23 protein-coding genes and 1 pseudogene are annotated in these 20,927 nt (G+C 57.9%); 4 read left to right on the forward strand and 20 right to left on the reverse strand.

Annotated features, from left to right (window positions below; translation table 11 throughout):
- Positions 1-32: 32 nt before the first annotated feature.
- Together AC05K6_RS04695 and AC05K6_RS04700 are read right to left on the reverse strand one after the other, a co-directional pair.
- Positions 33-902 carry a glycosyltransferase family 2 protein gene (locus tag AC05K6_RS04695; RefSeq protein ID WP_473963582.1) on the reverse strand — a complete coding sequence of 290 codons (870 nt, stop codon included), beginning with the start codon at positions 900-902 and terminating at the stop codon, positions 33-35.
- 11 nt (positions 903-913) lie between these two features.
- Complete coding sequence (locus AC05K6_RS04700; protein ID WP_473963583.1) at positions 914-1,738, reverse strand: SDR family oxidoreductase; 825 nt, start codon at positions 1,736-1,738, stop codon at positions 914-916.
- 47 nt (positions 1,739-1,785) lie between these two features.
- Here AC05K6_RS04700 and AC05K6_RS04705 point away from each other — a divergent pair, with 47 nt between their 5' ends.
- Together AC05K6_RS04705 and AC05K6_RS04710 are read left to right on the forward strand one after the other, a co-directional pair.
- On the forward strand, positions 1,786-3,471 hold the full coding sequence (locus AC05K6_RS04705; RefSeq protein WP_293790776.1) for an LCP family protein: 1,686 nt from the start codon (positions 1,786-1,788) through the stop codon (positions 3,469-3,471).
- Positions 3,471-4,052 (forward strand): TIGR03089 family protein, encoded by a 582-nt coding sequence (locus AC05K6_RS04710; protein ID WP_476727915.1) that lies wholly within the window; start codon positions 3,471-3,473, stop codon positions 4,050-4,052. Before AC05K6_RS04705 ends, AC05K6_RS04710 begins: the two co-directional genes overlap by 1 nt.
- On the opposite strand, the gene AC05K6_RS04715 is transcribed toward AC05K6_RS04710, so the two are convergent.
- From AC05K6_RS04715 to AC05K6_RS04735, 5 genes are read right to left on the reverse strand one after another with little or no spacing between them, the layout of a single operon-like run.
- Positions 4,045-4,779, reverse strand: a complete 735-nt coding sequence (locus AC05K6_RS04715) for an ABC transporter permease (RefSeq protein WP_476727916.1) — start codon at positions 4,777-4,779, stop codon at positions 4,045-4,047. The genes AC05K6_RS04710 and AC05K6_RS04715 overlap by 8 nt on opposite strands.
- 2 nt (positions 4,780-4,781) lie before the next feature.
- Positions 4,782-5,711 carry an ATP-binding cassette domain-containing protein gene (locus AC05K6_RS04720; RefSeq protein ID WP_293790773.1) on the reverse strand — a complete coding sequence of 310 codons (930 nt, stop codon included), beginning with the start codon at positions 5,709-5,711 and terminating at the stop codon, positions 4,782-4,784.
- A gap of 19 nt (positions 5,712-5,730) precedes the next feature.
- Positions 5,731-6,471, reverse strand: a complete 741-nt coding sequence (locus tag AC05K6_RS04725; RefSeq protein ID WP_296213009.1) for an ABC transporter permease — start codon at positions 6,469-6,471, stop codon at positions 5,731-5,733.
- 25 nt (positions 6,472-6,496) lie between these two features.
- Positions 6,497-7,432 (reverse strand): ABC transporter ATP-binding protein, encoded by a 936-nt coding sequence (locus AC05K6_RS04730; RefSeq protein WP_296213163.1) that lies wholly within the window; start codon positions 7,430-7,432, stop codon positions 6,497-6,499.
- Positions 7,433-7,491: 59 nt separating this feature from the next.
- On the reverse strand, positions 7,492-7,737 hold the full coding sequence (locus tag AC05K6_RS04735; RefSeq protein WP_476727917.1) for a hypothetical protein: 246 nt from the start codon (positions 7,735-7,737) through the stop codon (positions 7,492-7,494).
- Between the two features lie 40 nt (positions 7,738-7,777).
- Between AC05K6_RS04735 and AC05K6_RS04740 the strand changes: the two are divergent.
- Positions 7,778-8,154 (forward strand): annotated as a pseudogene (locus tag AC05K6_RS04740) (DUF3515 domain-containing protein); the annotation flags it as partial.
- 87 nt (positions 8,155-8,241) lie between these two features.
- Entirely contained in the window at positions 8,242-8,661 is a 420-nt protein-coding gene (locus AC05K6_RS04745; RefSeq protein WP_476728030.1) for a DUF3515 domain-containing protein, read from the forward strand.
- Between the two features lie 44 nt (positions 8,662-8,705).
- Here AC05K6_RS04745 and AC05K6_RS04750 read toward each other — a convergent pair whose 3' ends face one another.
- The 13 genes from AC05K6_RS04750 to AC05K6_RS04810 all read right to left on the reverse strand — a co-directional run bounded on the left by AC05K6_RS04750 (position 8,706) and on the right by AC05K6_RS04810 (position 20,866).
- Positions 8,706-9,590 carry a helix-turn-helix domain-containing protein gene (locus tag AC05K6_RS04750; RefSeq protein ID WP_476727918.1) on the reverse strand — a complete coding sequence of 295 codons (885 nt, stop codon included), beginning with the start codon at positions 9,588-9,590 and terminating at the stop codon, positions 8,706-8,708.
- A 23-nt stretch (positions 9,591-9,613) separates the two neighbouring features.
- Positions 9,614-10,957, reverse strand: coding sequence for an MFS transporter (locus tag AC05K6_RS04755; protein WP_476727919.1), 1,344 nt, complete (start codon positions 10,955-10,957; stop codon positions 9,614-9,616).
- Entirely contained in the window at positions 10,954-12,165 is a 1,212-nt protein-coding gene (locus AC05K6_RS04760; RefSeq protein ID WP_476727920.1) for a cytochrome P450, cyclodipeptide synthase-associated, read from the reverse strand. Before AC05K6_RS04760 ends, AC05K6_RS04755 begins: the two co-directional genes overlap by 4 nt.
- The gene (locus AC05K6_RS04765; protein WP_476727921.1) at positions 12,158-12,808 is read right to left on the reverse strand and encodes a tRNA-dependent cyclodipeptide synthase; all 651 of its coding nucleotides are present in this window, start codon (positions 12,806-12,808) and stop codon (positions 12,158-12,160) included. Before AC05K6_RS04765 ends, AC05K6_RS04760 begins: the two co-directional genes overlap by 8 nt.
- A gap of 280 nt (positions 12,809-13,088) precedes the next feature.
- A complete protein-coding gene (locus AC05K6_RS04770) occupies positions 13,089-14,075 on the reverse strand; it encodes an HNH endonuclease signature motif containing protein (protein WP_476727922.1) in 987 nt (328 codons plus the stop codon).
- A gap of 183 nt (positions 14,076-14,258) precedes the next feature.
- A complete protein-coding gene (locus AC05K6_RS04775; protein ID WP_293790769.1) occupies positions 14,259-14,936 on the reverse strand; it encodes a response regulator in 678 nt (225 codons plus the stop codon).
- Complete coding sequence (locus AC05K6_RS04780) at positions 14,937-16,154, reverse strand: sensor histidine kinase (RefSeq protein WP_296212990.1); 1,218 nt, start codon at positions 16,152-16,154, stop codon at positions 14,937-14,939. It lies immediately after the preceding gene.
- A 15-nt stretch (positions 16,155-16,169) separates the two neighbouring features.
- Positions 16,170-16,952, reverse strand: a complete 783-nt coding sequence (locus AC05K6_RS04785) for an SDR family oxidoreductase (protein ID WP_476727923.1) — start codon at positions 16,950-16,952, stop codon at positions 16,170-16,172.
- An 11-nt stretch (positions 16,953-16,963) separates the two neighbouring features.
- Positions 16,964-17,770, reverse strand: coding sequence for a YdcF family protein (locus AC05K6_RS04790; protein WP_476727924.1), 807 nt, complete (start codon positions 17,768-17,770; stop codon positions 16,964-16,966).
- A complete protein-coding gene (gene purE, locus AC05K6_RS04795; RefSeq protein WP_473963602.1) occupies positions 17,767-18,279 on the reverse strand; it encodes a 5-(carboxyamino)imidazole ribonucleotide mutase in 513 nt (170 codons plus the stop codon). Before purE ends, AC05K6_RS04790 begins: the two co-directional genes overlap by 4 nt.
- A 3-nt stretch (positions 18,280-18,282) precedes the next feature.
- On the reverse strand, positions 18,283-19,518 hold the full coding sequence (locus tag AC05K6_RS04800; protein WP_476727925.1) for a 5-(carboxyamino)imidazole ribonucleotide synthase: 1,236 nt from the start codon (positions 19,516-19,518) through the stop codon (positions 18,283-18,285).
- Complete coding sequence (locus AC05K6_RS04805) at positions 19,515-20,027, reverse strand: hypothetical protein (protein ID WP_476727926.1); 513 nt, start codon at positions 20,025-20,027, stop codon at positions 19,515-19,517. The genes AC05K6_RS04800 and AC05K6_RS04805 overlap by 4 nt, the downstream gene beginning before the upstream one ends.
- Positions 20,024-20,866, reverse strand: coding sequence for a biotin--[acetyl-CoA-carboxylase] ligase (locus tag AC05K6_RS04810; protein WP_296212967.1), 843 nt, complete (start codon positions 20,864-20,866; stop codon positions 20,024-20,026). The genes AC05K6_RS04805 and AC05K6_RS04810 overlap by 4 nt, the downstream gene beginning before the upstream one ends.
- Positions 20,867-20,927: the final 61 nt, after the last annotated feature.

Genomic DNA, 20,927 nt, shown 5'->3' on the forward strand with positions numbered 1-20,927 from the left:
TCACACACTAGTCACTGTTTGCGCTCTGCAAGTCAGCCCACGCCGTGCGCCGCCGCAATTGCAATCTTCTCGCGGATTTTCAGCCCCGCTTTAAGGACTAACCGCACGGGCATATTGCGCCACCCCGGCAGACGGTCGGCTTGAAATCGATAGGCACTGTCATGGTGCGCCTTGAGCACTACATCTGGGTGCTTGCCCGCTGCGTGTCCTTTGGCGTGACGAATCTCCGCGCTGGGGACAAAGACATTCAACCAGCCAGCACGTCCGAGTCGATCCCCCAAGTCGACGTCTTCCATATACATGAAGTAGCGCTCGTCGAACCCTCCCAGCGCCTCAAATGCATCCCAACGCAACAGCAGGCACGAACCACTCAGCCAACCTGCGGTTCTCTCACTTTCCATGTCTTCGTCGTCCAGGTAGCGCTTCGTCCACGGGTTTGTCGGCCACACCTTGCCCAGGAGTGCATGGCCGATACCGGAACCGAGTTGTGGCACCGCACGCGCTGATGGGTAGGCACTGCCGTCTGCCTCTACAATGCGGGGCCCCAAAGAGCCTGCTCGAGGATGACGCCGCGCCGCCTCCAAAAGCTCATCGATGGCACCGTCGCTAAACACCACATCCGGGTTGGAAATCACAAGGTAGTCTGGGTTGATCTTTCCAGCCTCGCGGGCGGCGCGGAGGTGTCGAGCGCCGAGATTCATACCCGCCCCATATCCAATATTTCCGCCACTGTAGAGCAGCTCGGCTTTCCCAGCCTCCGCTGCAGCCTCGGGCGCCCCGTCTGTAGATCCATTGTCGACCATGACTACCCGAGAGTTGGCTGGTACCGAATCGAGGAATTTGGTCAGGTACTCCCCCGGTGAATAAGTCACGGTGATGATCGCGATGGGTGCCTCTGTCATGGCCGTTGAGGTTACCCCAGGGTGGCTCGCAAACTGTCCCGCCACGCGGGCAGTCCGTTCGCTGGAATCTGCAGCGTACTATTCTGCGGGCGCCTGGCCGGAGTCGGGTAATCGCTGCTCGGAATGGCCTTGACCCGGCGCGAGTCGTGGCCAAGTGTGGCGAAGATCTCGCGCGCGAAACCACACCAGGTGGTCACTGGACCTGAGCCAGTTACATGGCTAATGGCCGGGGTTTGTCGCCCTTCCACCATCGCAATGAGCTCGGCCGCTAACACATCGGCATGGGTGGGCCTGCCATATTGATCATCAACAACCGACGGATTCACTCCGGAGCGCGCGAGGCGAACCATCGTAGTGAAGAAGTTTGGGCTCTGCGCGTCATACACCCAGCCCGTGCGCACTACATGCCCGCCAAGGTTTAGCACACGCCGCTCCCCTTCCAATTTGCTGCGACCATAGGCGTTCAGCGGACCGGGTTGACCATCGACGGGATTCTCCCAGCCCACCGGAAGGTCTCCCGCAAACACATAATCGGTGGAGACATGCCACATCGGCACCCCGTGTACCTGCGCCCACGAGGCGATTCGCCCCGGAGCCACTGCATTGATTCGGCGCACCTGTTCCGCATTTTCGGGCTTTTCAGCCGCATCAACCGCTGTGAATGCAGCGAGATTGACGATGGCTTGCACCGGAGATGGTGGCGTCAAAAGGAAAGAATCCACAGACCCTGCCACCGCTAGATCCGCCTGTGTGCGACCGACCGGCACGAAGTCGGGGCGGAGGCGCAGCAGGGCGCGGCCTACTTGTCCGGAAGCTCCGAAAACCAAAACACTCATAAAATCAGTACTACACCAGTGGCTAATTAGCCGCTAAAGTGTGAACAATGACAGAGCATGAGAGAAGCCGGCACTCCCGGCGCATCCAGGCAGCTCCCGGCGAGGCGGAAGCCAAGCAGATTGGCTCCGGAATCTCCCGTGGCGTGCTGGCTGCGGTCTCGGCGCTCGCGCTGGCCGTAATGGGCATTGGTTACATGACCGTCGGCAACCTGAACGATGGGCTGGCTCAGGCAGATAACCTTAACCTCGGCAACCAGGCGGACGGTGCGACCGATATTTTGCTGGTCGGCGTGGACTCCCGCACGGACGCTAAGGGTAACCCGCTCTCCCAGAAGGAGATCGACATGCTGCGCGCGGGTGAGGAAGATGTCACGAATACCGACACCATGATCCTGATTCGCATCCCGAATGACGGTTCCTCAGCCACCGCGGTCTCGTTGCCGCGAGATACGTACGTGAGCACCCGCGATTACGGCAACATGAAACTCAATGGTGTCTACGGCACGGCGAAGTTCGAAAAGACTCAAGAGCTCACCAAGGACAGCTCCGACAAGGATGCCGATAGCAAGAAGCCCGAAATCGAGAAGAAATCAACCGAAGCCGGACGTCAGGCTTTGATCAGTTCGGTTGCGGATCTCACCGGCATTACTGTGGATCGCTACGCCGAGGTTGGCCTGTTGGGCTTCGTGCTCCTGACAGACGCAGTCGGCGGGGTGGATGTTTGCCTTAAAAATAAGGTCGACGAGCCACTTTCTGGCGCGAAGTTCAAGGCCGGGCGCCAGACCCTCAACGGACAGAATGCGCTCAGCTTTGTCCGCCAACGCCACGAGCTGCCACGCGGCGACTTGGACCGCATCACCCGCCAGCAGGCCTATATGGCCAGCCTGGCCAGCAAGGTACTTTCCTCTAAGACGCTGACGGATCCGGGCAGCATGTCCAAGCTCAACGATGCGGTGCAGCGTTCCGTCGTGCTGGATAGTGGCTGGGATGTCATGGGTCTGGCCACCCAGATGCAAAACATGGCTGGCGGCGACGTTAGCTTCCAAACCATCCCCGTGACCAGTATCGACGGCACGGGAGACTATGGCGAATCAGTCGTTACGGTCGATACCGAGCAGGTTCACGGCTTCTTTGAAGAGCTGTTGGGCGACAAGCCTGGCGAGGACAAGACCACCTCCGATAAGCCAGCTGATATCACCGACTACAAGGCCAAGGATTACAAGGTCAACGTTTTCAACGCCTCCGAGCAGACGGGACTGGCCGGCCGCGTGGCGGATCTGACTAAGCAGTACGGCTACAAGTCCGGCAAGGTGGGAAATCACCCGGAGACTGGCGTATCCGAGTCGCAGGTAAACGCCAAGAATCCCGATGATCCTGCAGCCCGCGCGCTGGCCAAGCAGCTCGGTGGGCTGCATGTGGTGAAGGATTCCTCGCTGGATGAGCACGAGCTCTCCGTCACCCTATCCGGCACCTACTCCGGCCCGGGCATCCTGGAGCAATCCGCTCCCCTGACCAAGCCGGATGATCCCACAGTCGGCACCTTGACCGAAGGCATCAAGGACCTCGATGGCGACGGCATTCCCGATGACGAGAGCACGTCCTCGACCGGCACTGACAGTACAGGCTCCTCCGATAAGAAGTCCTCCACCGTCGGCACCCCGGGCTCCGGCGAGGGTATCGACCGAAAGGATCCGATCGACGCCAGCGGCGACGGTCCGATGTGCGTGAACTAATGGATATTATTGCTCCCCTCGTAGCCCAGGATCCCGCCTCCCCGCGCCTGACCACTTACACCCCGTCAGGCCGCATGGAGCTATCCGCGCAGACCCTGCACAATTGGCAGTCAAAGGCCGCCAACCTGCTGGATTCTCTCGCCCCAACCTCCGTCGGTATTGCCTGCGCCCCGGGCTGGCAGCCACTCATGGTTGTTCTGGGATGTTGGCGGACCGACGTTCCTATTGTTGACGCCGACTCTTGCGACGTGCTTTTCACCGACGACCTCAGCCTAGCGGAGGCCCACTCGGGCGAGGTTTTCGTGCTCTCCGACGATCCTTTCGGCCGTGGCGTAGAAGAGTCCGGTGGCGAATTGCCCTTCGGTGTAAATGATTTCTCCCCCGAGTTGCGCGTGCAGCCCGATGCTTACTCCGGCCCGGTGGCCGCCCCCGCCCCGGCGGGTCCACGCGTGCTAGTTCCGGCATGGACCGATACCCAGTCGATGCTGAATACACTAAAGCCGCTGCGAGACGGCGGGTCGGTAGTGATGGCCACCGAGCCGACAGCCGAGATCGCAGCGGCTGAGAACGCGATTATTTAACGTCTCTGCGCTGGTGGACGAGGAAAGCCCAGGCCACCAGCACCACTGTCCAGGCAGCCACGATAGCAATACTGACTGGGGTATCGTGCCCGCCCACGGAAACGTTGCCGCCCAGCACCATCCAGATGTTGTTAAACGGCAAGTATGGCGCGATGTGCTCGGCAATCCATTCGCTGAGCTGCTGGGAGATCAGCTCCACTGCCGTCGCCCACACAAGTGGCAGCGCCACCGCACCGGCTGGGGAGGGAATCAGCACGCCGATCGCCGAGGCCATCAAACTGACAAGCCCGGCGAATAGAACCGTCCACCCGAGTAGAGGCAGCTGCTCGGTGTTCATCTTCTGCGGGAGGGTGGCCACCATCGCCAGCGATACGCCCACCGCCACAACCATGGTCACCACCGCCAGGGCGGCATTGACGAACATCTGCGCAAAGAGCTGCTGCCAACGCGCGGGGATCACCAGGAAGGATTGCGCGTGCAGATTGTGCCCTCGGGTGCCGCTGACCCTCACCGCGGAGAGCGACAGGATCATCAGGTAGGCCGGTAGTAGGCCCACGCCCAGCTCCGCCAAGTTCACCTCGGGCTCGTTGGCTCCGTACTCGGATCTGTAGTAGCTCAGGGTCAAGACGTTGGCGCCCACGTAGAACAGCAGGACGAAGCCCAACATGATCCAGGTGCCCCACATCGCGCGCGAGCGCGTCCATTCGCTGCGGATAACTCCTAGCATTCTTAGCTTCTCCTCCCCTGGGTCTTGTACTCCACTGCCTGCCCGGTCGCGTCCAGGAACTTTTGCTCCAAACCGGCGCGCTGGGGTGCCATTTCCAGAACCACAGCACCGGTATCGCGTGCCAGTTCGCCGAGGCGTCGGTCCAGGTCGGGAGCTTCGGAGGCGAACTCCAGAGAGCCGTCGGGCTGCTGGGTGAGGTTGATGCCATCCAAGCGCGAGGCGGCGTCGATAAAAGCATTGGAATCGGCGACGCGCATCCGGATGGTGGGCTGGGTACCCGAACGGAGGAACTCGTCCATTGTGTATTCGCCGATGAGGGAGCCCTTGCCGATGACGACCAAGCGGTCGGCGGTGAGCTCCATTTCGTGCAGGAGGTGGGAGCTGACCAGCACGGCGCGCCCCTCGGACGCGTTGCGACGAATGAGCTCGCGCATCCAGTGCACGCCCTCGGGGTCGAGTCCGTTGACCGGTTCGTCGAGGATGAGATGCTTCGGGTTACCCAGCAGAGCCACTGCCAGGCCGAGGCGCTGCTTCATACCGAGGGAGAACTTCTTGATCTTGCGCTTCTGTACCCCTGTCAGGCCGACTTGCTCCAGGCACTCGTCGGCGCGGGACTGCGAGATCCCCGCCGCCTGAGCAATGGAGCGGATGTGCGTCCGGGCGGAATGGCCCGGCATGTACCAGGTGGGTTCGAGAAGAGCGCCAGCGATGTGAGGTCGCTGGGCGCGGTAGGCATGCAGAGGTTGGCCGTCGAAAGTGACCTCTCCCCTGCCAATCGTATCGAGCCCCAGAATGCAGCGCATCGTTGAGGACTTTCCGGAACCATTCGGCCCCAGAAAGCCTGTGACCTGGCCATCTGGGACAGAAAAAGTGAGCCCATGGAGAACCTCCGTGGACCCATACTTTTTAGTTAATTCTTTGACTGCGATCATGCCGTCAGGCTATCAAATCTTATTTCACATCTCGCACCTTGTTGCTGTACAGACCCAGTGCCAGCAGGACGACCATCCAGGCGATGAGCACAACGAATCCGGAGGTAGGAGAAGCCATTCCGGCATGGTCCGTCGAAACGACCCACGACTGCATGTCTTGGACGCGGTTACCCGGGGACAGCTGGTACAGCGTCTTGAGGAAGGGGATTTTCTCGCTGCCCGCGTACAGCAGCCCCTCGACCACCAGCATCCACACCAGCGGCAGCGCGATGGCACCCACTCGATTGCGCAGCAGTGCCGCGATTCCTACAGTCATAACAGCCAGCGCCGGGGCGGCCACCACATAGCCCCAGAGAACCAGCGAGTTTTCACCAGTAAAGTGCCCCGCCGGAGTGACGGTAGCCACCAGCCAGCTCAGCGCTGCGCCCAGCAGGAAGTTCAGCTCCGTGAATGCTGCTACCACCAGTGCACGCGCCAGCAGCCAAGAACTGCGGCTCTTTTGCGTTAGGAAAGAGTGGGCCGTCATGTGGTTATTAATATCGCCACCGGTGGTCGAGGCACCGAATACGCAGGCGATCATCAGGAAGATCATTCCGCCAATCAGCAGATCAGGCCAGTCTGCGTCAATCTGCGGAGAATCGTTGAAAAGCATATACAGCGTGGTCGGGCCATAGATCGAGCCTGTGAACAAGATTACGTAGATCCAGGTGCTGCGGAGGCTCAGCAGCTTCGTGATCTCGGAGGAAATTGCCTTAAACATTGTGGTTCTCTTTCTGTTGTTTGGCCTAGTGGCTGCGGTATTCCTGCTGTCCTGCCGTCGCGGCGAGGAAGCGCTGTTCCAGGTTTTCTGCCGTGGTTGCGAGCTTGGTTACCGCGAATTTTTCCTTCAGCGCCGTTGCTGCGATCGCCGCGCGTACCTCGTGCTCGGGCATGTTGTTGACGCCCACTCGCAGCGTCCGATCCCGCTCCAGATCGACCTGGAAGCCATGGGCACGCAGGCTTTCTGCGAGCAGAACTGCTTCCTTGCATTCGACCTCTACGTGGGCGCCCCCGGCGAGGAAGTCGTCCAAGGTTTGCTCTCCGATGAGCTTGCCCTGGCCGATAAGGACTAGGCGGTCGGCGGTTTGCTGCATCTCGCTGAGGAGGTGGGAGCTTACAAGCAGGCTGCGTCCGTCGTCGGCAAGCTGGCGAATGATGCGTCGCATCCAGGACACTCCCTCTGGGTCGAGGCCATTGACCGGCTCGTCGAGGATCAAGTGCTGCGGGTTGCCGAGGAGGGCTGCGGCCAGGCCAAGGCGCTGTTTCATGCCCAGAGAGTAGCCGCTGACCTTCTTTTTGCCGGCACTTGTGAGGCCGACCATGTCGAGGCATTCGTCGACGCGCTTGTCGGGGATACCCGCGCCCTTAGCGATGACGCGTAGGTGATTGCGGCCGCTGCGGGCCGGGGTGAACCAACCGGCGTCGAGGACGGCACCAGCGATGCTGGACTTGTTATTAAGCCCTGCGAACTCGCCGGCGTACCCCTTGCCGCTGAAGGTCACCTTGCCGGCGCTCGGCTTGTCAAGGCCAAGCATGCAGCGCATGGTGGTGGACTTGCCCGCACCGTTGGGGCCGAGGAAGCCAGTCACCTGCCCGTCCGGGACAGTGAATGAAAGGTCGTTGACTACAGTTTTCTTGCCGTATCTCTTGCTGAGGTTTTCCACGATGATCATGGTTTCCATGGTTCCGCCCGAGGCGGGGATTCTACATCGGACGGTGGACTGATCTTTCATGTCCTACCTCAGTACGACGGGCCGCCACCTCTTTCCTCTATCGCTTGGTGATATTCCGCAAGCGCCCGGGTCTTGCGAACGCTTCGTTGGGCGAAGGTCTCACGTCCCAGCGGCCCTTCCGCTTCGGTGATCACGCTGTGACCGTCTCCGTGGGAAGTCCACACCTCATGCCCATCGGGGTGCAGTGCAACGTCCCAACTACCAGCGGTCTTTAAGTTGTGGTGTTTGCTGCACAGCAAGTGCAGGTTCTTCATCTTTCTGGCGTTAGCGTTGGGCGTAATCTTCGTTGTGGGGGTGCTCGGTGGCGCGAAGGTCATCAGCGACCGCAACACATACTCCACCGTGACGATGGGACCAGTGGATGCCCCGCAGGCAGATTCACCCCAGTGCCGCGTCTTTCCGCAGCTTTCCCGGATAAAGCCTCCGGTTTCCGGAAGGTCGATGTGCGCGAACCAGCCCCGGCGGGCGCGACTGCATATCGCAATGAACAAGGCGTGGAGCTGACGATTCGCTGCGGTGTTAATGCCCCCGATCAATTCACCCAAGCCAGCATCACCGAGGATCACGAGGGTACCCAATGGCTGCCGATCAAGGATGCCACTCCTGGTTCGAACCTCAGCACCTATTACACTGTGGGCGCCGGACCTGTGTTAGCGATTACCTCTGAGGCTGATTTCAGCGGTGCCCTCGATGATTTCTCGTCTGCCATTGCTTCGCATACCGACGCCGCCGCGGCTCCAGAACGCAAGCCTTACCCTATGTCCACGCAGCAACCCGCGAAGCAGGCCAATGAGAAGGTCTGCCGGGAGTTCTTGAGCACGCTTCCGGATAAGCTCGGCGATTATTCCCGCGTGGGTTCTGACGATCCGGCGGCGGCCCAAGCCCCGGCCCTTTCGGCAACATATCGCGCGGATCGCCGCGAACCTGTTGTGGTGCGTTGTGGGCTCGATATGCCCAATGGGTACAAGGCTGGGGAACGCCTGACTTCCGTCAACGACGTGCCATGGTTCGCGGAACCGAACCTAGCACAAGGCTCCACCAGTGGAAACTGGTTGGGCCTAGGCCCGGAGCAGATCGTGGGTATTTCCATGCCAGGTGCTCAAGAGGACAATTCGACCATCACGGAGGTCAGTAAGGCGATGGTGAAGACGATGAAGAAGACGGAGGATTTAAAGTAAAAAAAATTTCAATCAACGTCTGGGTGAGATTCTCCTTGTTCACATCACATCATCCGGTCGAAAATCTCCCCAACTAGCCTATCTTCTCCAGACACGGCATTAAGGATCTCCTGTGTATCGTGCCGGCTGATTCCTGGAGTGCTACATAATTTTTCCAACAGAATAAATGCTCTATCCCGTGTACTTCGAGCTCTAGCTACGGTTGGCAGGTTGGATCGCTCCGCAGCGTTAATTCCCAAAAGGAACCACGTTGTGTAGGTAATTTCCTTTGGCTTCACGGATCGAATAACTTCAATGCTTGCCAGCGGCATGCTTTCACACGCCAAGACAGCTACTGCGATCTCTACCGCCTTCTGACGAAGAATTTGTGGCGCATCCGGAGTAATTTTCAAGGTATTGACTAGAGATTCAAGCTGTGCCCGTGCCGGATCTTCACGTAGCACCACGAGCGATCTAAATAACTCCATGGTTTCCAGAGCCACCGGGGAGGAATCTGTAAGAGGATCGGCTTCGAGTCGATCAACTAAAACGTTTCCAAAGCTCTGCCCGCTCCACGGATCAACACAATTCAACAAGCTACGCGCCAACTGCAACCAGTTTGCGATCGGTGAGCGTGGAGCCGTGGAGCAATCATCAAAAGTGCTGCAATCTTCAACCCCTGCAGAAATTACTTCTGCGAATCTGTCAGGTGACTCAGCAAACCGGGTATCGAACCCAAGCCCAGTGAGAACGGAAACGTCAATACCAAGGCGGTTCGCAAGCGACCAAATTGCATCTTCCGGAGGTAAATGCACGCCGGCTTCCCACCGCGAAATGGCGCTAGCGGAACAAATACCTTCGGCGAGTGCATTTTGGGAAAGCCCCCTATCCAACCGGGCATGCCTCAACCGGCGCCCGAATTCGGCACCGGTAGAACTGTGATCTTCCATGGAGCCAATCTAGGCCATCCGCTTCAAACTTTCGACTGTCGTTGATTGATCACCAAGATAAGTGATGCGAGGGCACCGGCGAATGCCATAACTGCGGTCAATACACCCAAACCAATAGCCGATCCACTCCAGACTCCCACCGCAGCAGCTCCCAGGGCGCCACCCAATTGCAGCATCAATCTCGTATGAGCTCCCACAACTCCCGCGTCATCAGCAGTCACGACTTCATATGCCGCTGAGAGCGCCATTAGGGTGCATCCGCCAATGCCAAGTCCTCTAATTAGAGCGCTTAAGAACAAGACCACCAATTGCACAGCGGACCACTGTGTCACCAGCTGTATCCCAACAGTTCCAATAGCGCTGAGAATAAGACCGGCGGCAATCACCTGGAAAGGATTAACAGCTTTCCACGGGCCTTTGATCAGTGAACGAACAGCCCATGCACCTACACCTTGAACAGCAAGCACACATCCGGCACACCATGCAGGCTTACCAAGATCTGTTTGAATGTGAAGAGAAGTCGATAAAAGAGTTCCATAAAAGACTAAGCCGACTAAAAAACAAAGCATCATCGCTATCGCGAAGCGGCTATTTTTAAAAATCGCGACATCAAGTAAAGGAGCAGACGCTTTTAAATCCATGTAGCAAAATAGAGTTAAAAACGATACCGATAAAACAAAGACCATCGAGAGCCAGCCGACTGTCATGGAGCCAATACTGGAAATGCACCAAAGAAGCCCGACCATGCCAGCAAGCGCAGCAGACGCTTGTTTTATACCTATTGGCACACGGCTGCCGTAGGACTTCGGTAATTCAATATTGGCGAGCAACAAAGCTGTCAAACCTAGTGGAATGTTCACTATAAACATTGGTCTCCACCCGATTGTTTCAACCAAAACTCCACCAAAAAGCGGGCCAAAGGCTGGTGCAATTACAGCAGGCAGCCCGATCGTCGCTAGAACCGCGCGCATTCCATCTTTACCAACTAACTCCACCGCTATATTCTGTACAGCAGGCATAATGAATCCGCAGGCTGCGCCTTGGACTATCCGGGCGATGACGAAAATAGCCACGCTAGTACTACAACCGACAGCCGTAGAGGCGACCACGAAGACCACGACAGAAGCTATCCAAATACGCCTACTCCCAAAACGACGTAACAACGTTGTTGATAAAACTATCCCCGCCGTGGCGGCGAGCATATAGGTAGAGATTCCTAGTTGGGCCGAAGCTTCACTAACGCCGAAATCGGCGCTAATTGATGGCAAAAGAACATTGACTAAACTCGAATCAAGCAGCGGCAGTATGGTGGCCAATAAGAGTGCGACAGTTATGCGACCGTTTAAGTAATTCATCCCACCAATCACCCCCCAACCTTTTCTAAGCAAAGCCGGATAGGTCCACGTGTATAGAGCCCAGCTTCCACAAGCGAGTGTGGAACAAGCTGCCACTGATCCAAATACGGAATTGAAGATTCTAGCGCAGCCAACAACTGTCGTTTCGCAAGCATTGAACCAATACAGAAATGAACACCGGAACCAAATGCAAGATGTTTCGCTGACGGCGTAAAGGCGCTTCTAGGCACACCTTCCACTCTATTCGGGAGAAAAGTGGCAGGATCATTGTATTTTGCCGGATCCCGATGTGCAGCTCCAATTAGACAATAGACTGTATCTCCCTTCTTAATTCTGTAGTTAGAAATTTTCACATCATTGACGGCAACTCGGGGAATTATCTGAACTGGAGGATGCAACCTTAGAACTTCCGATAAAATCGCTTCACAAAACTTTTTGTCGGATTGCACCCTGGCCAAGCAATCTGGGTTTCGTAGCAACTCAAAGATAGAGTAGGCTAAAGTTTTATCGAGAGGCTCGGAGGCTGCTAAAAATATATTTAATGCTAGAGCAACTATCTCCGTGTCGCTTACCCCTTCTCTATACCCCCGTACGGCAAGAAAGCTGATCAAGTCATGACGGGGAGCCTTTCTTCTCGCTTCTATCATCTTTAACATGAAGTGACGAAAAAGTTTTGCGTCAGCTAGTTGCTTTGTTCGTGCCGTAGCCGGCTGCTGTAATAAAGTAATAAACTTAACAATGCTTCTATTCCAAGGAACAATCTGCGCTTTCCATTGTTCATCAATACCGAGTAGTTGGCAGGTAACATCATGAGCGAAAGGCGCAGCCAGTTTGTTAACGATATCTACCTCCTTAAATTCCCCTAACCCCTCCCACAAATGATTAACTTTTTCTCTTACAATAGGTAGATAGTAACCATCAAGGGCAATCTGCGCCAAGCCTCTCATAGCAATCGCTTTTTTCTCGTAATGTTCTTTTCCCGTCATCTGCGCTAAAACACGATCACCTAACACAGGTTCCGCCCTTGTTGCCAAATGGTCTGTACTGAAATTCGAGTCATCATTCAAAATTTTATGGACATAACCGAAACATAAAACGCACCATGAGCTCGCTCTATCATCCCAATATATATCTCCGTACTTTCTCATTTTCTCATAAATCGAATAGGGATCATCTGTGGTTGATAAGCTAAAAAGAGAAGGTTGGTTGTGCTTAATCATCGATTAGCTCCTTTTCGAAATCGATAACAATAAACGAGCTATTTGGATCCCGGCCCAGTGACGTCAGACCTGATTCTATTAACTTCCCTATTGGCCATTCTGTTGGATATCCCAATGCAGCTGTTTCATATTCAAAGAGATCACTGCAGTGAGTGTAGGCGGGTAGCTCGTCAAATATGTATTTGACTGCAGTTTCTATATCTGGCTCGATATTCACGTTTGTTACCCTCAGTCTTGACTGACATGCAGCTCTACTCATAGCACGACAAGCATCCTGAAAAAGCTGGTTGTTCTGAAATTCAGCTATCACACTGCGCCGTCTGCATTGATAACTTTGCGTTTGAGGGTAGTCAGAAATCAGTACCGGCTTGCCACGTCCTAACTTTATTCCTGATATTTCAAGGGCATGCTCAACGTTGCGCATGTCACGATTACATTGCTGACGCACCTTTCTCTTTGCCCTCCCTAGTGGCGTACCTGTCGACGTAAGCAGCGACATGGAAATTTCCCCAGGATGAAGTACATCTACGGTGCTAAATCTTTCTGCACCCCATTGAAAAGCCGAAGATAGCCACTCTGGTGTGAAACGTGGGTTAAACGGACTAACGCCAACGATCAAGTGCTCTTGTTTAGATTCTCCCATTTAGTTCCTTAGTCAGTAGATGTTAATACCGACCATTAGAACACCGGGATGAAACTAATTTCAGACCGTGCAGCCTCCCCATCGCACGTTATGAATCGTGCCTGATCAAGAAGTTTCTATTAGGAACTTTTTAAGAGAATCTTGCAGCGAGCTCCCCCCCATTACGTTGTTAGCAGTTCCACCTCAGGGCACCGAAGATTCATAGCCTGTCCACCCGATTGGGCGGGTTATGTTTAATTCCGTTCCCTCCGTCTGAAAGGACAGTGACATACTCAAACTGCTAATAGGAACCTGACCCAGCCCAGGTGGTATGAGGTCTCACAGTAATGTGGTTCGAAGTTGACGTCGGGCCACTGCCGAATCGGCGAACGTGATCGTACTGGCATTTGTATGCCGGCACGTCGCATCCTGGGAAACGACAGTGCAGGTCACGGCCAGCAACCGCCGCCTTGATGCTCTCCGTTGGCGCATAGCCTTTACACTCTGCATACCCCGGCGCGGACAGGTGCGTCACGCGCTGCAGCCAGGTTTTGGAAGCGGAGCGGTTCAGCCAGTGGTCCTCCCCTAGCACCGCGCCGTCATTCGCCGGATCGTGGTAAAGGTTCAGCGTCACCGATACATCGGCCTTATCCGTGATTAGTCGCACGATTGCCTCCGGCTGTGAACAGTCGTATTTGGCGGCGGTGGCGCGCACGATCTTGTCGATCTCAATTCCCTGCATTCGCGTGACTCGCAGCGTAAACGTGGTGTACTCCGGGTCTCGACAATCCACGCCGAGGCCTGGCTCCATCACAGTGGCCTCATCCCTAGGTATGACATCACGATCGACCTCCTGCAAAATCTTGGAGATGCGGTTGTGGATCGTCCGCGGAGAGGGGATGTGCTGGTTAGGACGTGTGGGCGTCAATACCTCAAGAACCTTCTGTTCCACCATCGCGCGATCGTCGGGCGACACTGCGAGAAGATCTTGCGCTACTCGCAGCACATGGCGAGAAGTGAAACACCCCCGGCTAAAGAGCTCGGTGAGGTGCGGGTAATCACGCAACACAAAGGCGGCTTCAGCCCAGGACTCCGCCATCCCAGCCGATATTCCCAACCGCACGGCAAGGCGGGTGCAGAAATCGGGCACCAAGTCCTGCCCGTCCGGCGCACATGCCATGATCAGATGAAACTGCTGTTGATTAAGCTGCCGCGCCGCGACCGTCAGCGAATCCGACGAGGTAGCTATACGAAACGATGGTGGCGAGGTGGGATCTTTTGTGTGCATGGTACTCCCCTAAGTACAGCGCTGGCGGTGTGGTGCCGCCGCCAGACTTCCTAGAACAATATTAGAACACACAAACAAACCAAGTCAATAGCGATCCAAACCTTTTTTCTTTTTTAACGACGCCAACGGCTCAAACAGTACGAATACCAGTAAAGCTAAAGTGCAGGTTTTAGATAATATGTTCTAACCCTCTAGAAGATCATCTGCGTGCACCAAATGATGCTTGAAAGCAAAAAGCACCGCGTGGACACGATCCCTCGAGTGAGTCTTCATCAACACTCGCCCAACATGCGTCTTGACGGTGGGGAGCGAGATATAGAGCTTGTCGGCAATCTCTTGGTTGCTATATCCCAGGCCAATAAGCTGTAGGATCTCCAGTTCCCGCGGAGTAAGAGGATCAGGCAAGTCGAGCTCTACAGACTCACGGCGCTGTGGGGTCTGCGCCATGCGGATAGTACGCAACAGGCGCGCGGTCGCTTTTGGACTAATAACCGCCGCGGACTCACCCACCGTGCGAACGGCGGAGATGAGATCCTCGGGGTCAGTGTCCTTAAGCAGGAAACCACTAGCTCCAGCCTCAACCGCGCCGAGAACATAATTGTCATTATCGAAGGTAGTGAGCACAATAACGCGCGCACCGGTACCGCCAGCGACAACCTGGCGAGTGGCCTCGATGCCATCCATACGGGGCATCTGCACATCCATGAGGATGATATCCACAGGATCCGACTCGGCCAGCTCGCAAGCATCCTTCCCATCAGCAGCTTGCCAGGCGACAGTAATATCGTCCTGCGAATCCAATACCAGGCCAAAACCGGCACGCACCAACTGCTGGTCGTCGGCCAAACCCACCCGAATCACTTAATCCTCCTTCGCATAAGGCACCGTTGCCATTACGTTCCACCCACCGGGGTACACCGCCGAGGCACCCCACTTGGCCTGACCACCGTGAATCGCCACACGCTGGCGAATACCCGTCAAGCCTCGGCCAGATCCCTCGATCTGCTCGTCGCCAGGTGCATTGTCCACGGTAATGGTGACTTGGGTGGACTCCCACTCCAGCCTCACTTGCGCGGGCACAGATCCCGCATGTTTCAGAACATTGGTCAGGGATTCCTGCACAATGCGATAAACACTCAAGTCGCGGACCTCATCCAGCTGACGTGGTTCACCAGTGACGTGCAGCTCCACCTGAACGCCACTGCGCTTTGCATCCGCTACTAGGTCGGGAATACTGGCCACCCCAGGGGTGACGGCAGCAGAACGCGGCGAAGGGGCGTCATCATGAAGAACAGAAAGAAGTTCGCGCATCTGGGTCAGGGCCGAGCGACCGCGCGCGGCGATAGTGTCGAGGGCTTCGATGGCCTTGTCGGGATCCTTACGGCCCGCGTAGCGCCCGCCGTCCGCCTGCGCGATGACGACGGTGAGGGAATGTGCGACGATGTCGTGCAACTCGCGGGCGATGCGGTTGCGCTCGCTAACGGTGGCGAGCTCGGCGCGGGCAGCCAGCGCCTCCACCGCCTGGTCGCGGCGCAACGAAAAACGGCCAGCCAGCCACATCAGGGCGATGGTCACAGCGGCGAGAAGGGCGATTACTCCCCAGAACACCCAAAACTCAGCGGTCCGAAAATCATCACCGCCCCACGCAAAATCACCGTCTCTTCCCTTGCGCGCGTTGTAAATGGTCCCCCACGCCATCGCGTAGAAAGAGCCGAGCAACAGCAAAGTCAGCCACAGCTTGCGGCGCAGCATCAGCCTTGCGGAGATGAAGTAAGCCTCATAGGCCACCACCAAATAGCCAAGCGGCCACACTAACAGCGCAGACGTCGCATAGGCATACATGCCAACTGCGGTGACTGCCACACCCCATTCGGGTCGAAAGCGTTGGAGGAGCAAGCCAATGAACCCCAAAACTAGACCTGTGCTGGCAACAGCAACCTGCCAGGTGTTGATATTCATACCAGTGCCAAACGTGCTTCCGGCACCGAAAAAGAAGAACACCATGACCACAACAGCTACAAGCACCCACCAGGAGGCATCCCGCCACCACACCGGGCGAGGAACTGCTTCATAAGACATGTATGAAGAGTCTAGTTACAGGCGCACCCTATCGCCGTAAACGAGCAGGCCATTAACGAAACGGGTGAGGAACGGCGGCGAGAAGTGGCTGGTAGCCTCCAGCAGCTTCGTCTTCCAACCGACCGGAAAATGCACCTTCGTGGGGCTGCGGCGCGGCGCGGTCACGGCCCTTACTACCTCTGCAGCCACGTCTTGTGGGGTTGTGGACGCCCCCAGCCGCCGCATGCCCGCCGTTTCCACATCGGCGATGAGCGCCGTCCGCGAGTACAGGGGCAAAACAGTGCGGACGCGAATGTTGTGCTTATCCCACTCGAAATCCAGCGCCTCGGAGATGCCACGGACGGCGAACTTGGTGGCAGAGTAGGTGGCCATATCTGGGGTGCCGTAGATGGAGGAGGCACTGCAGACGTTGACGACCACGCCGTTGCCGGCGGCTTTGAGGTGTTCGAAGGCCGCCCGGCAGCCGTAGATCACGCCCTTGACGTTGACGTCGACGAGGGCGGAATCCTGCTGAAAGCTCCCGCGGTCGATGAAGTCGCCACCGTAGAGAACGCCCGCGTTGTTAATGAGCGCATTGATTCCCCCGGCGCGGGCGGCGAAGTCGGCGACGGTGGTGGACCACTGGTCGGGATCGGTGACGTCGAGGGTGCCGGGGATAATGTTCGGATGTTTAGCCCAGCCGCGGACCTTGTCTCCGTCGAGGTCGTAGGCACCGACGGTCCAGCCGGCCTCGGCGAAGGACTCAGCGATTGCGCGGCCGAATCCTTGGGCCGCGCCAGTAACGAGTATTGATTTCATACTCCTAACTACTACAGTAGCCAGAGTACATAAGCTACGAATTCCCGTAAGAAAGCCGCCGGGCGGGCACTGGCTGGCGTGGCGGATCCCGCGACGGTGAAGCTGAAGGGACGTTCCTGCTGCAGCTCGCGAGCCAGGCCTCGAGTACGGAGGACGTGAAAATCACTGGTCACAATGCCAATATGGGGGTTGTGGAGCCCCAGTAAATCCAACGAGTAGAGAATATTCTCCCGTGTTTTGGTCGCTGCTTCCTCGCAAAGGACTGTGTGTCCACTGCCCGAAAGGTAGCGGCGCATCGCGTCAGCCTCAGTGCACGGCTCGTCCGGTCCCTGGCCACCGCTGACGATGAGTGGCACCCCGGGAGGGCACAGCCGAACCGCCTGGTCACAGCGCAAAGCCAGCAGCGGGCTAGGTCGATCGCGGAAAAGGCCGGCTCCGAGAACGACTGTGGCGTCACAAGTTTCGGGAAGAGAGACCGACCTAGAGCGGTACGCGGCGGCAACGAAGAGGACCAATCCCCCGGCGACGAATACCCAAGTCAGTAGCCCCACAACGGCCAGCACAGGCCGCGACCCCAACAGCGCCAATCCGCCAAAACCCCAGGTAAACATGCCCGCCGCGGCCACCACGGTGCTGAGGTGCACCCAGCCGCGCTTGTCGGAGCGCAGAGCCATCGGCAGCTGCCAGACGGCCACGGCTGCCAGAACCGCCACGTGTGCCCACCACACGGGCCAAGCCACGCCGAGCGCGAGTAGTGCACCCCAGCCGAGCTCGGCGATCGCCAGGGCGACGACCCCTACCCAGTTAGAACGCTTCACCCCATCAACTTCTGCTGCAAGGCGCGGTCCTTTTCCAGCACCGCGTCACGCATCTTCTCCTGGTACTCGACCATCTTGTCCATCAGCGCTGCATCCGCCACCGCGAGGGTGCGCACAGCCAGCAGGCCAGCGTTCTTCGCGCCGTCGATGGAGACGGTGGCAGTCGGCACTCCGCCCGGCATCTGCACGATAGAGAGCAGGGAATCCAGGCCATCCAGGTTGCCCAGGGCACGCGGAATGCCAATCACCGGCAGCGGAGTAGCTGCGGCGACCATGCCCGGCAGGTGGGCGGCACCGCCGGCGCAGGCGATGATCACCTTCACGCCGCGGGAGTGGGCGGTGCGGGCGTAGTCAAGCATGCGCTCCGGGGTGCGGTGCGCGGAGACCACGCCGACCTCGAAGGGGATGCCGAACTCGGCCAGCACCTCAGCGGCCGGTTCGACGGTGGGCCAGTCGGAGTCGGACCCCATCACCAGGCCGACCAGCGGGGTGCGTGCGTTCTCAGTCATCGGTTAGTCCTCCCATTCGGCGGTTTCCAGGAACTTTGCGGCCAAGCGCGCCTGTGCACGGGTGAGTTCCGGATCCTCGCCCAGCATATTGACGTGGCCGATCTTACGGCGCGGGCGCCAATCCTTGCCGTACATGTGGATCTTTGCATTCGGGAATCGACGCCATACCGCATCCATACGCTCATGCATCGGCATCGCCGGATCCTCGGGCGCTCCCAGTACGTTTGCCATGACCACCACCGGCGCGGTGGGTTCTGTGGAACCCAGCGGGCGATCCAACACGGCGCGGATATGCTGTTCGAACTGGCTGGTGACACAGCCATCCTGCGTCCAGTGGCCGGTATTGTGCGGACGCATCGCCAGCTCGTTAACGATGATCTCCGGCTGGCCATTCTCATCTGTGGTTTCGAATAGCTCCACCGCCAGCACACCCGTGACGCCCAACTCGGTGGCGACGTCGCGGGACAGCTGTTCGGCGGCAGCGAGAATCTCTGGGGTGGAGTTCGGGGCGGGAGCCACGGCCTCCACACAGATGCCATCTTCCTGTAGCGATTCCACCGCTGGCCACGCCTGCACCTGGCCGGAGGGAGTACGCGCCACCATGGCGGACAGCTCACGGACCAGCGCGACCTTCTTTTCCGCCATCAGGGGGATCTCCTTGTCCAGCAGCTTCTCCACCAACTCGCGAGCCTCGTCCACCGTGGCGGGGAACCACACACCCTTGCCGTCGTAGCCACCACGGCGCGCCTTTAGACAGACCTGGCCTCCTACGGCGTCAAAGAACCCGGCGATATCATCGGCAGACTCGATAGCGGCGAAGGCAGGCACCGGTGCCCCCATCTCGCGCAGCTTCTTACGCATCACCAACTTGTCCTGAGCATGTATCAGCGCCGCCGGCTGTGGCTGCACGTTCACCCCCTGGGCAATGAGATCATCCAGGAAACGATTGGGCACGTGCTCGTGGTCGAAGGTCACCGCGTCGGAGTCGCGGGAAACCTCGCGGACGTGCTCCTCCAGCGCGTAATCCCCCAGCACCACGTCGGCGGTGACTTGCGCAGCCGAAGAGTCCGAGGCGCCGGCCAGCACCCGGCAACTCAAGCCCAGCTCGATGGCTGCTTGCTGTGTCATTCGCGCCAGCTGACCGTCACCGATGATCGTCACCAGCGGCGCACCCGGCGCATGTGCAGTCTCTCGGGCTAGTGACCAGTCGGCAGTATTCTTCCCATTGCTTTCACTCACAACCCCCAACTATAGTTCCCTGCCCCAGCACTCTTAATCTGGCTCTTCAGCAGCCTTTCAAACTTACGGGTATAAGGCACCGAATGGAGCACCAGCGGCACACGCGCCCCGGCCACGTACACCGCAACATCCCCTCGGTATGCGCGGCAATCAACGATATTGGCCAGCGGGATCTGGCCGATTCGGCTGCGCACATGTCCACTGGCGGTAATCAGTCGTCTGTCAGTCAACAGCATTCGGGAGCGCGCGCGGAAAACCAGGTGCCGAACGCAGCGCCTCCAGCAAACTATCAGCCATAAGAGCAACAAGCCCCGACGGAGCCAGGTAAAAGACTCCACCGTGGGGGCGTCCAAAGCTTGGGTCGCCATGTACTGATCCAGTGCACCGATTCCCATCCAGAACAAGCCCGTCCACACCAGTAGGCGCAGTACCGGGAAGAACATGGAACGACGGGCGGGACTGAGCTCGGCGAGAATTTGTTCGTCAGGGTCAAAAGTGATCTTGCTCATGCGTATCGGCCCCCGTAATCACCGCTACCGTCGGCGCGCAGGTGCACGATCTCCCCGGCGCGGATTACCCGCGTGCCGGTATCGGTGCGAATGAGCAGCTCACCATCGTTATCAATGTCAGCGGCCTGTCCTTCCACTACCTCGTCGCCGGGTAGAAAGGCGCGCACAGAGGTACCGATGGTTGCGGATAGCTGGCGGTATCGCGGCAGCACGGTCTGTGCTGCTCCTCCCAATCGACGCCACCTCTCCAGATTCGCGGCCAATTCCGCGAACACTGCCACCGCAATATCCTCGCGTTTCGGGCAGGGAACGCCCAACCGGGCGCACTCCAAATCAATGGAGCTGGCGTGGGCGACGGGCAATTCTTCGACCTGCAGGTCGTAGTTAATGCCAAATCCCAGGATGATGGCCGGGTGCGGATTCAGATGTACGGCCTCTACCAGGATCCCAACGAGCTTACGACTATCCAGGACGCAGTCGTTGGGCCATTTCAGCTGCAGCGGAATATCAGCGGAAGAGCGGATACCGGATGCGATCGACAATCCGGTGAGCAGCGGCAGAAGCCCAATTCGGTCGGTCGGCACATCCGGCAGACGCAACAGGACAGAGCAAATCAACTGGCTGCGCGCTGGGGCTTCGAAGGAACGTCCTTTGCGGCCGCGCCCGGCGGTCTGCTCCTCGGCCATAAGCAGGCTCATGTCGGGTAGATCCTCGCCTCGGCGCACACGGTCGGCTAGGTCAGTGCTGGTGGAGCCGGTGGATTCCACTATTTCGACATGCCGATAGCCCAGTGGTGCCAGGCGCTCGGCCAGATGGCGGGGATCCAGCGGAGTGCGCATGAACCGTGCCGTCCTTTCTTTTCACATGCCTTTCCCAAGACACTCTAGCCCCACCAATAAC

The sequence above is a fragment of the Corynebacterium sp. TUM25020 genome (genome assembly GCF_056388495.1).

Bases quoted from the DNA above. Each gene is read 5' to 3' on its own strand.
- AC05K6_RS04695 (WP_473963582.1), bottom strand. From the start codon at position 902: ATGACAGAGGCACCCATCGCGATCATCACCGTGACTTATTCACCGGGG.
- AC05K6_RS04700 (WP_473963583.1), bottom strand. From the start codon at position 1,738: ATGAGTGTTTTGGTTTTCGGAGCTTCCGGACAAGTAGGCCGCGCCCTG.
- AC05K6_RS04705 (WP_293790776.1), top strand. From the start codon at position 1,786: ATGACAGAGCATGAGAGAAGCCGGCACTCCCGGCGCATCCAGGCAGCT.
- AC05K6_RS04710 (WP_476727915.1), top strand. From the start codon at position 3,471: ATGGATATTATTGCTCCCCTCGTAGCCCAGGATCCCGCCTCCCCGCGC.
- AC05K6_RS04715 (WP_476727916.1), bottom strand. From the start codon at position 4,779: ATGCTAGGAGTTATCCGCAGCGAATGGACGCGCTCGCGCGCGATGTGG.
- AC05K6_RS04720 (WP_293790773.1), bottom strand. From the start codon at position 5,711: ATGATCGCAGTCAAAGAATTAACTAAAAAGTATGGGTCCACGGAGGTT.
- AC05K6_RS04725 (WP_296213009.1), bottom strand. From the start codon at position 6,471: ATGTTTAAGGCAATTTCCTCCGAGATCACGAAGCTGCTGAGCCTCCGC.
- AC05K6_RS04730 (WP_296213163.1), bottom strand. From the start codon at position 7,432: ATGGAAACCATGATCATCGTGGAAAACCTCAGCAAGAGATACGGCAAG.
- AC05K6_RS04735 (WP_476727917.1), bottom strand. From the start codon at position 7,737: ATGAAGAACCTGCACTTGCTGTGCAGCAAACACCACAACTTAAAGACC.
- AC05K6_RS04745 (WP_476728030.1), top strand. From the start codon at position 8,242: ATGTCCACGCAGCAACCCGCGAAGCAGGCCAATGAGAAGGTCTGCCGG.
- AC05K6_RS04750 (WP_476727918.1), bottom strand. From the start codon at position 9,590: ATGGAAGATCACAGTTCTACCGGTGCCGAATTCGGGCGCCGGTTGAGG.
- AC05K6_RS04760 (WP_476727920.1), bottom strand. From the start codon at position 12,165: ATGATTAAGCACAACCAACCTTCTCTTTTTAGCTTATCAACCACAGAT.
- AC05K6_RS04765 (WP_476727921.1), bottom strand. From the start codon at position 12,808: ATGGGAGAATCTAAACAAGAGCACTTGATCGTTGGCGTTAGTCCGTTT.
- AC05K6_RS04770 (WP_476727922.1), bottom strand. From the start codon at position 14,075: ATGCACACAAAAGATCCCACCTCGCCACCATCGTTTCGTATAGCTACC.
- AC05K6_RS04780 (WP_296212990.1), bottom strand. From the start codon at position 16,154: ATGTCTTATGAAGCAGTTCCTCGCCCGGTGTGGTGGCGGGATGCCTCC.
- AC05K6_RS04785 (WP_476727923.1), bottom strand. From the start codon at position 16,952: ATGAAATCAATACTCGTTACTGGCGCGGCCCAAGGATTCGGCCGCGCA.
- purE (WP_473963602.1), bottom strand. From the start codon at position 18,279: ATGACTGAGAACGCACGCACCCCGCTGGTCGGCCTGGTGATGGGGTCC.
- AC05K6_RS04805 (WP_476727926.1), bottom strand. From the start codon at position 20,027: ATGAGCAAGATCACTTTTGACCCTGACGAACAAATTCTCGCCGAGCTC.
- AC05K6_RS04810 (WP_296212967.1), bottom strand. From the start codon at position 20,866: ATGCGCACTCCGCTGGATCCCCGCCATCTGGCCGAGCGCCTGGCACCA.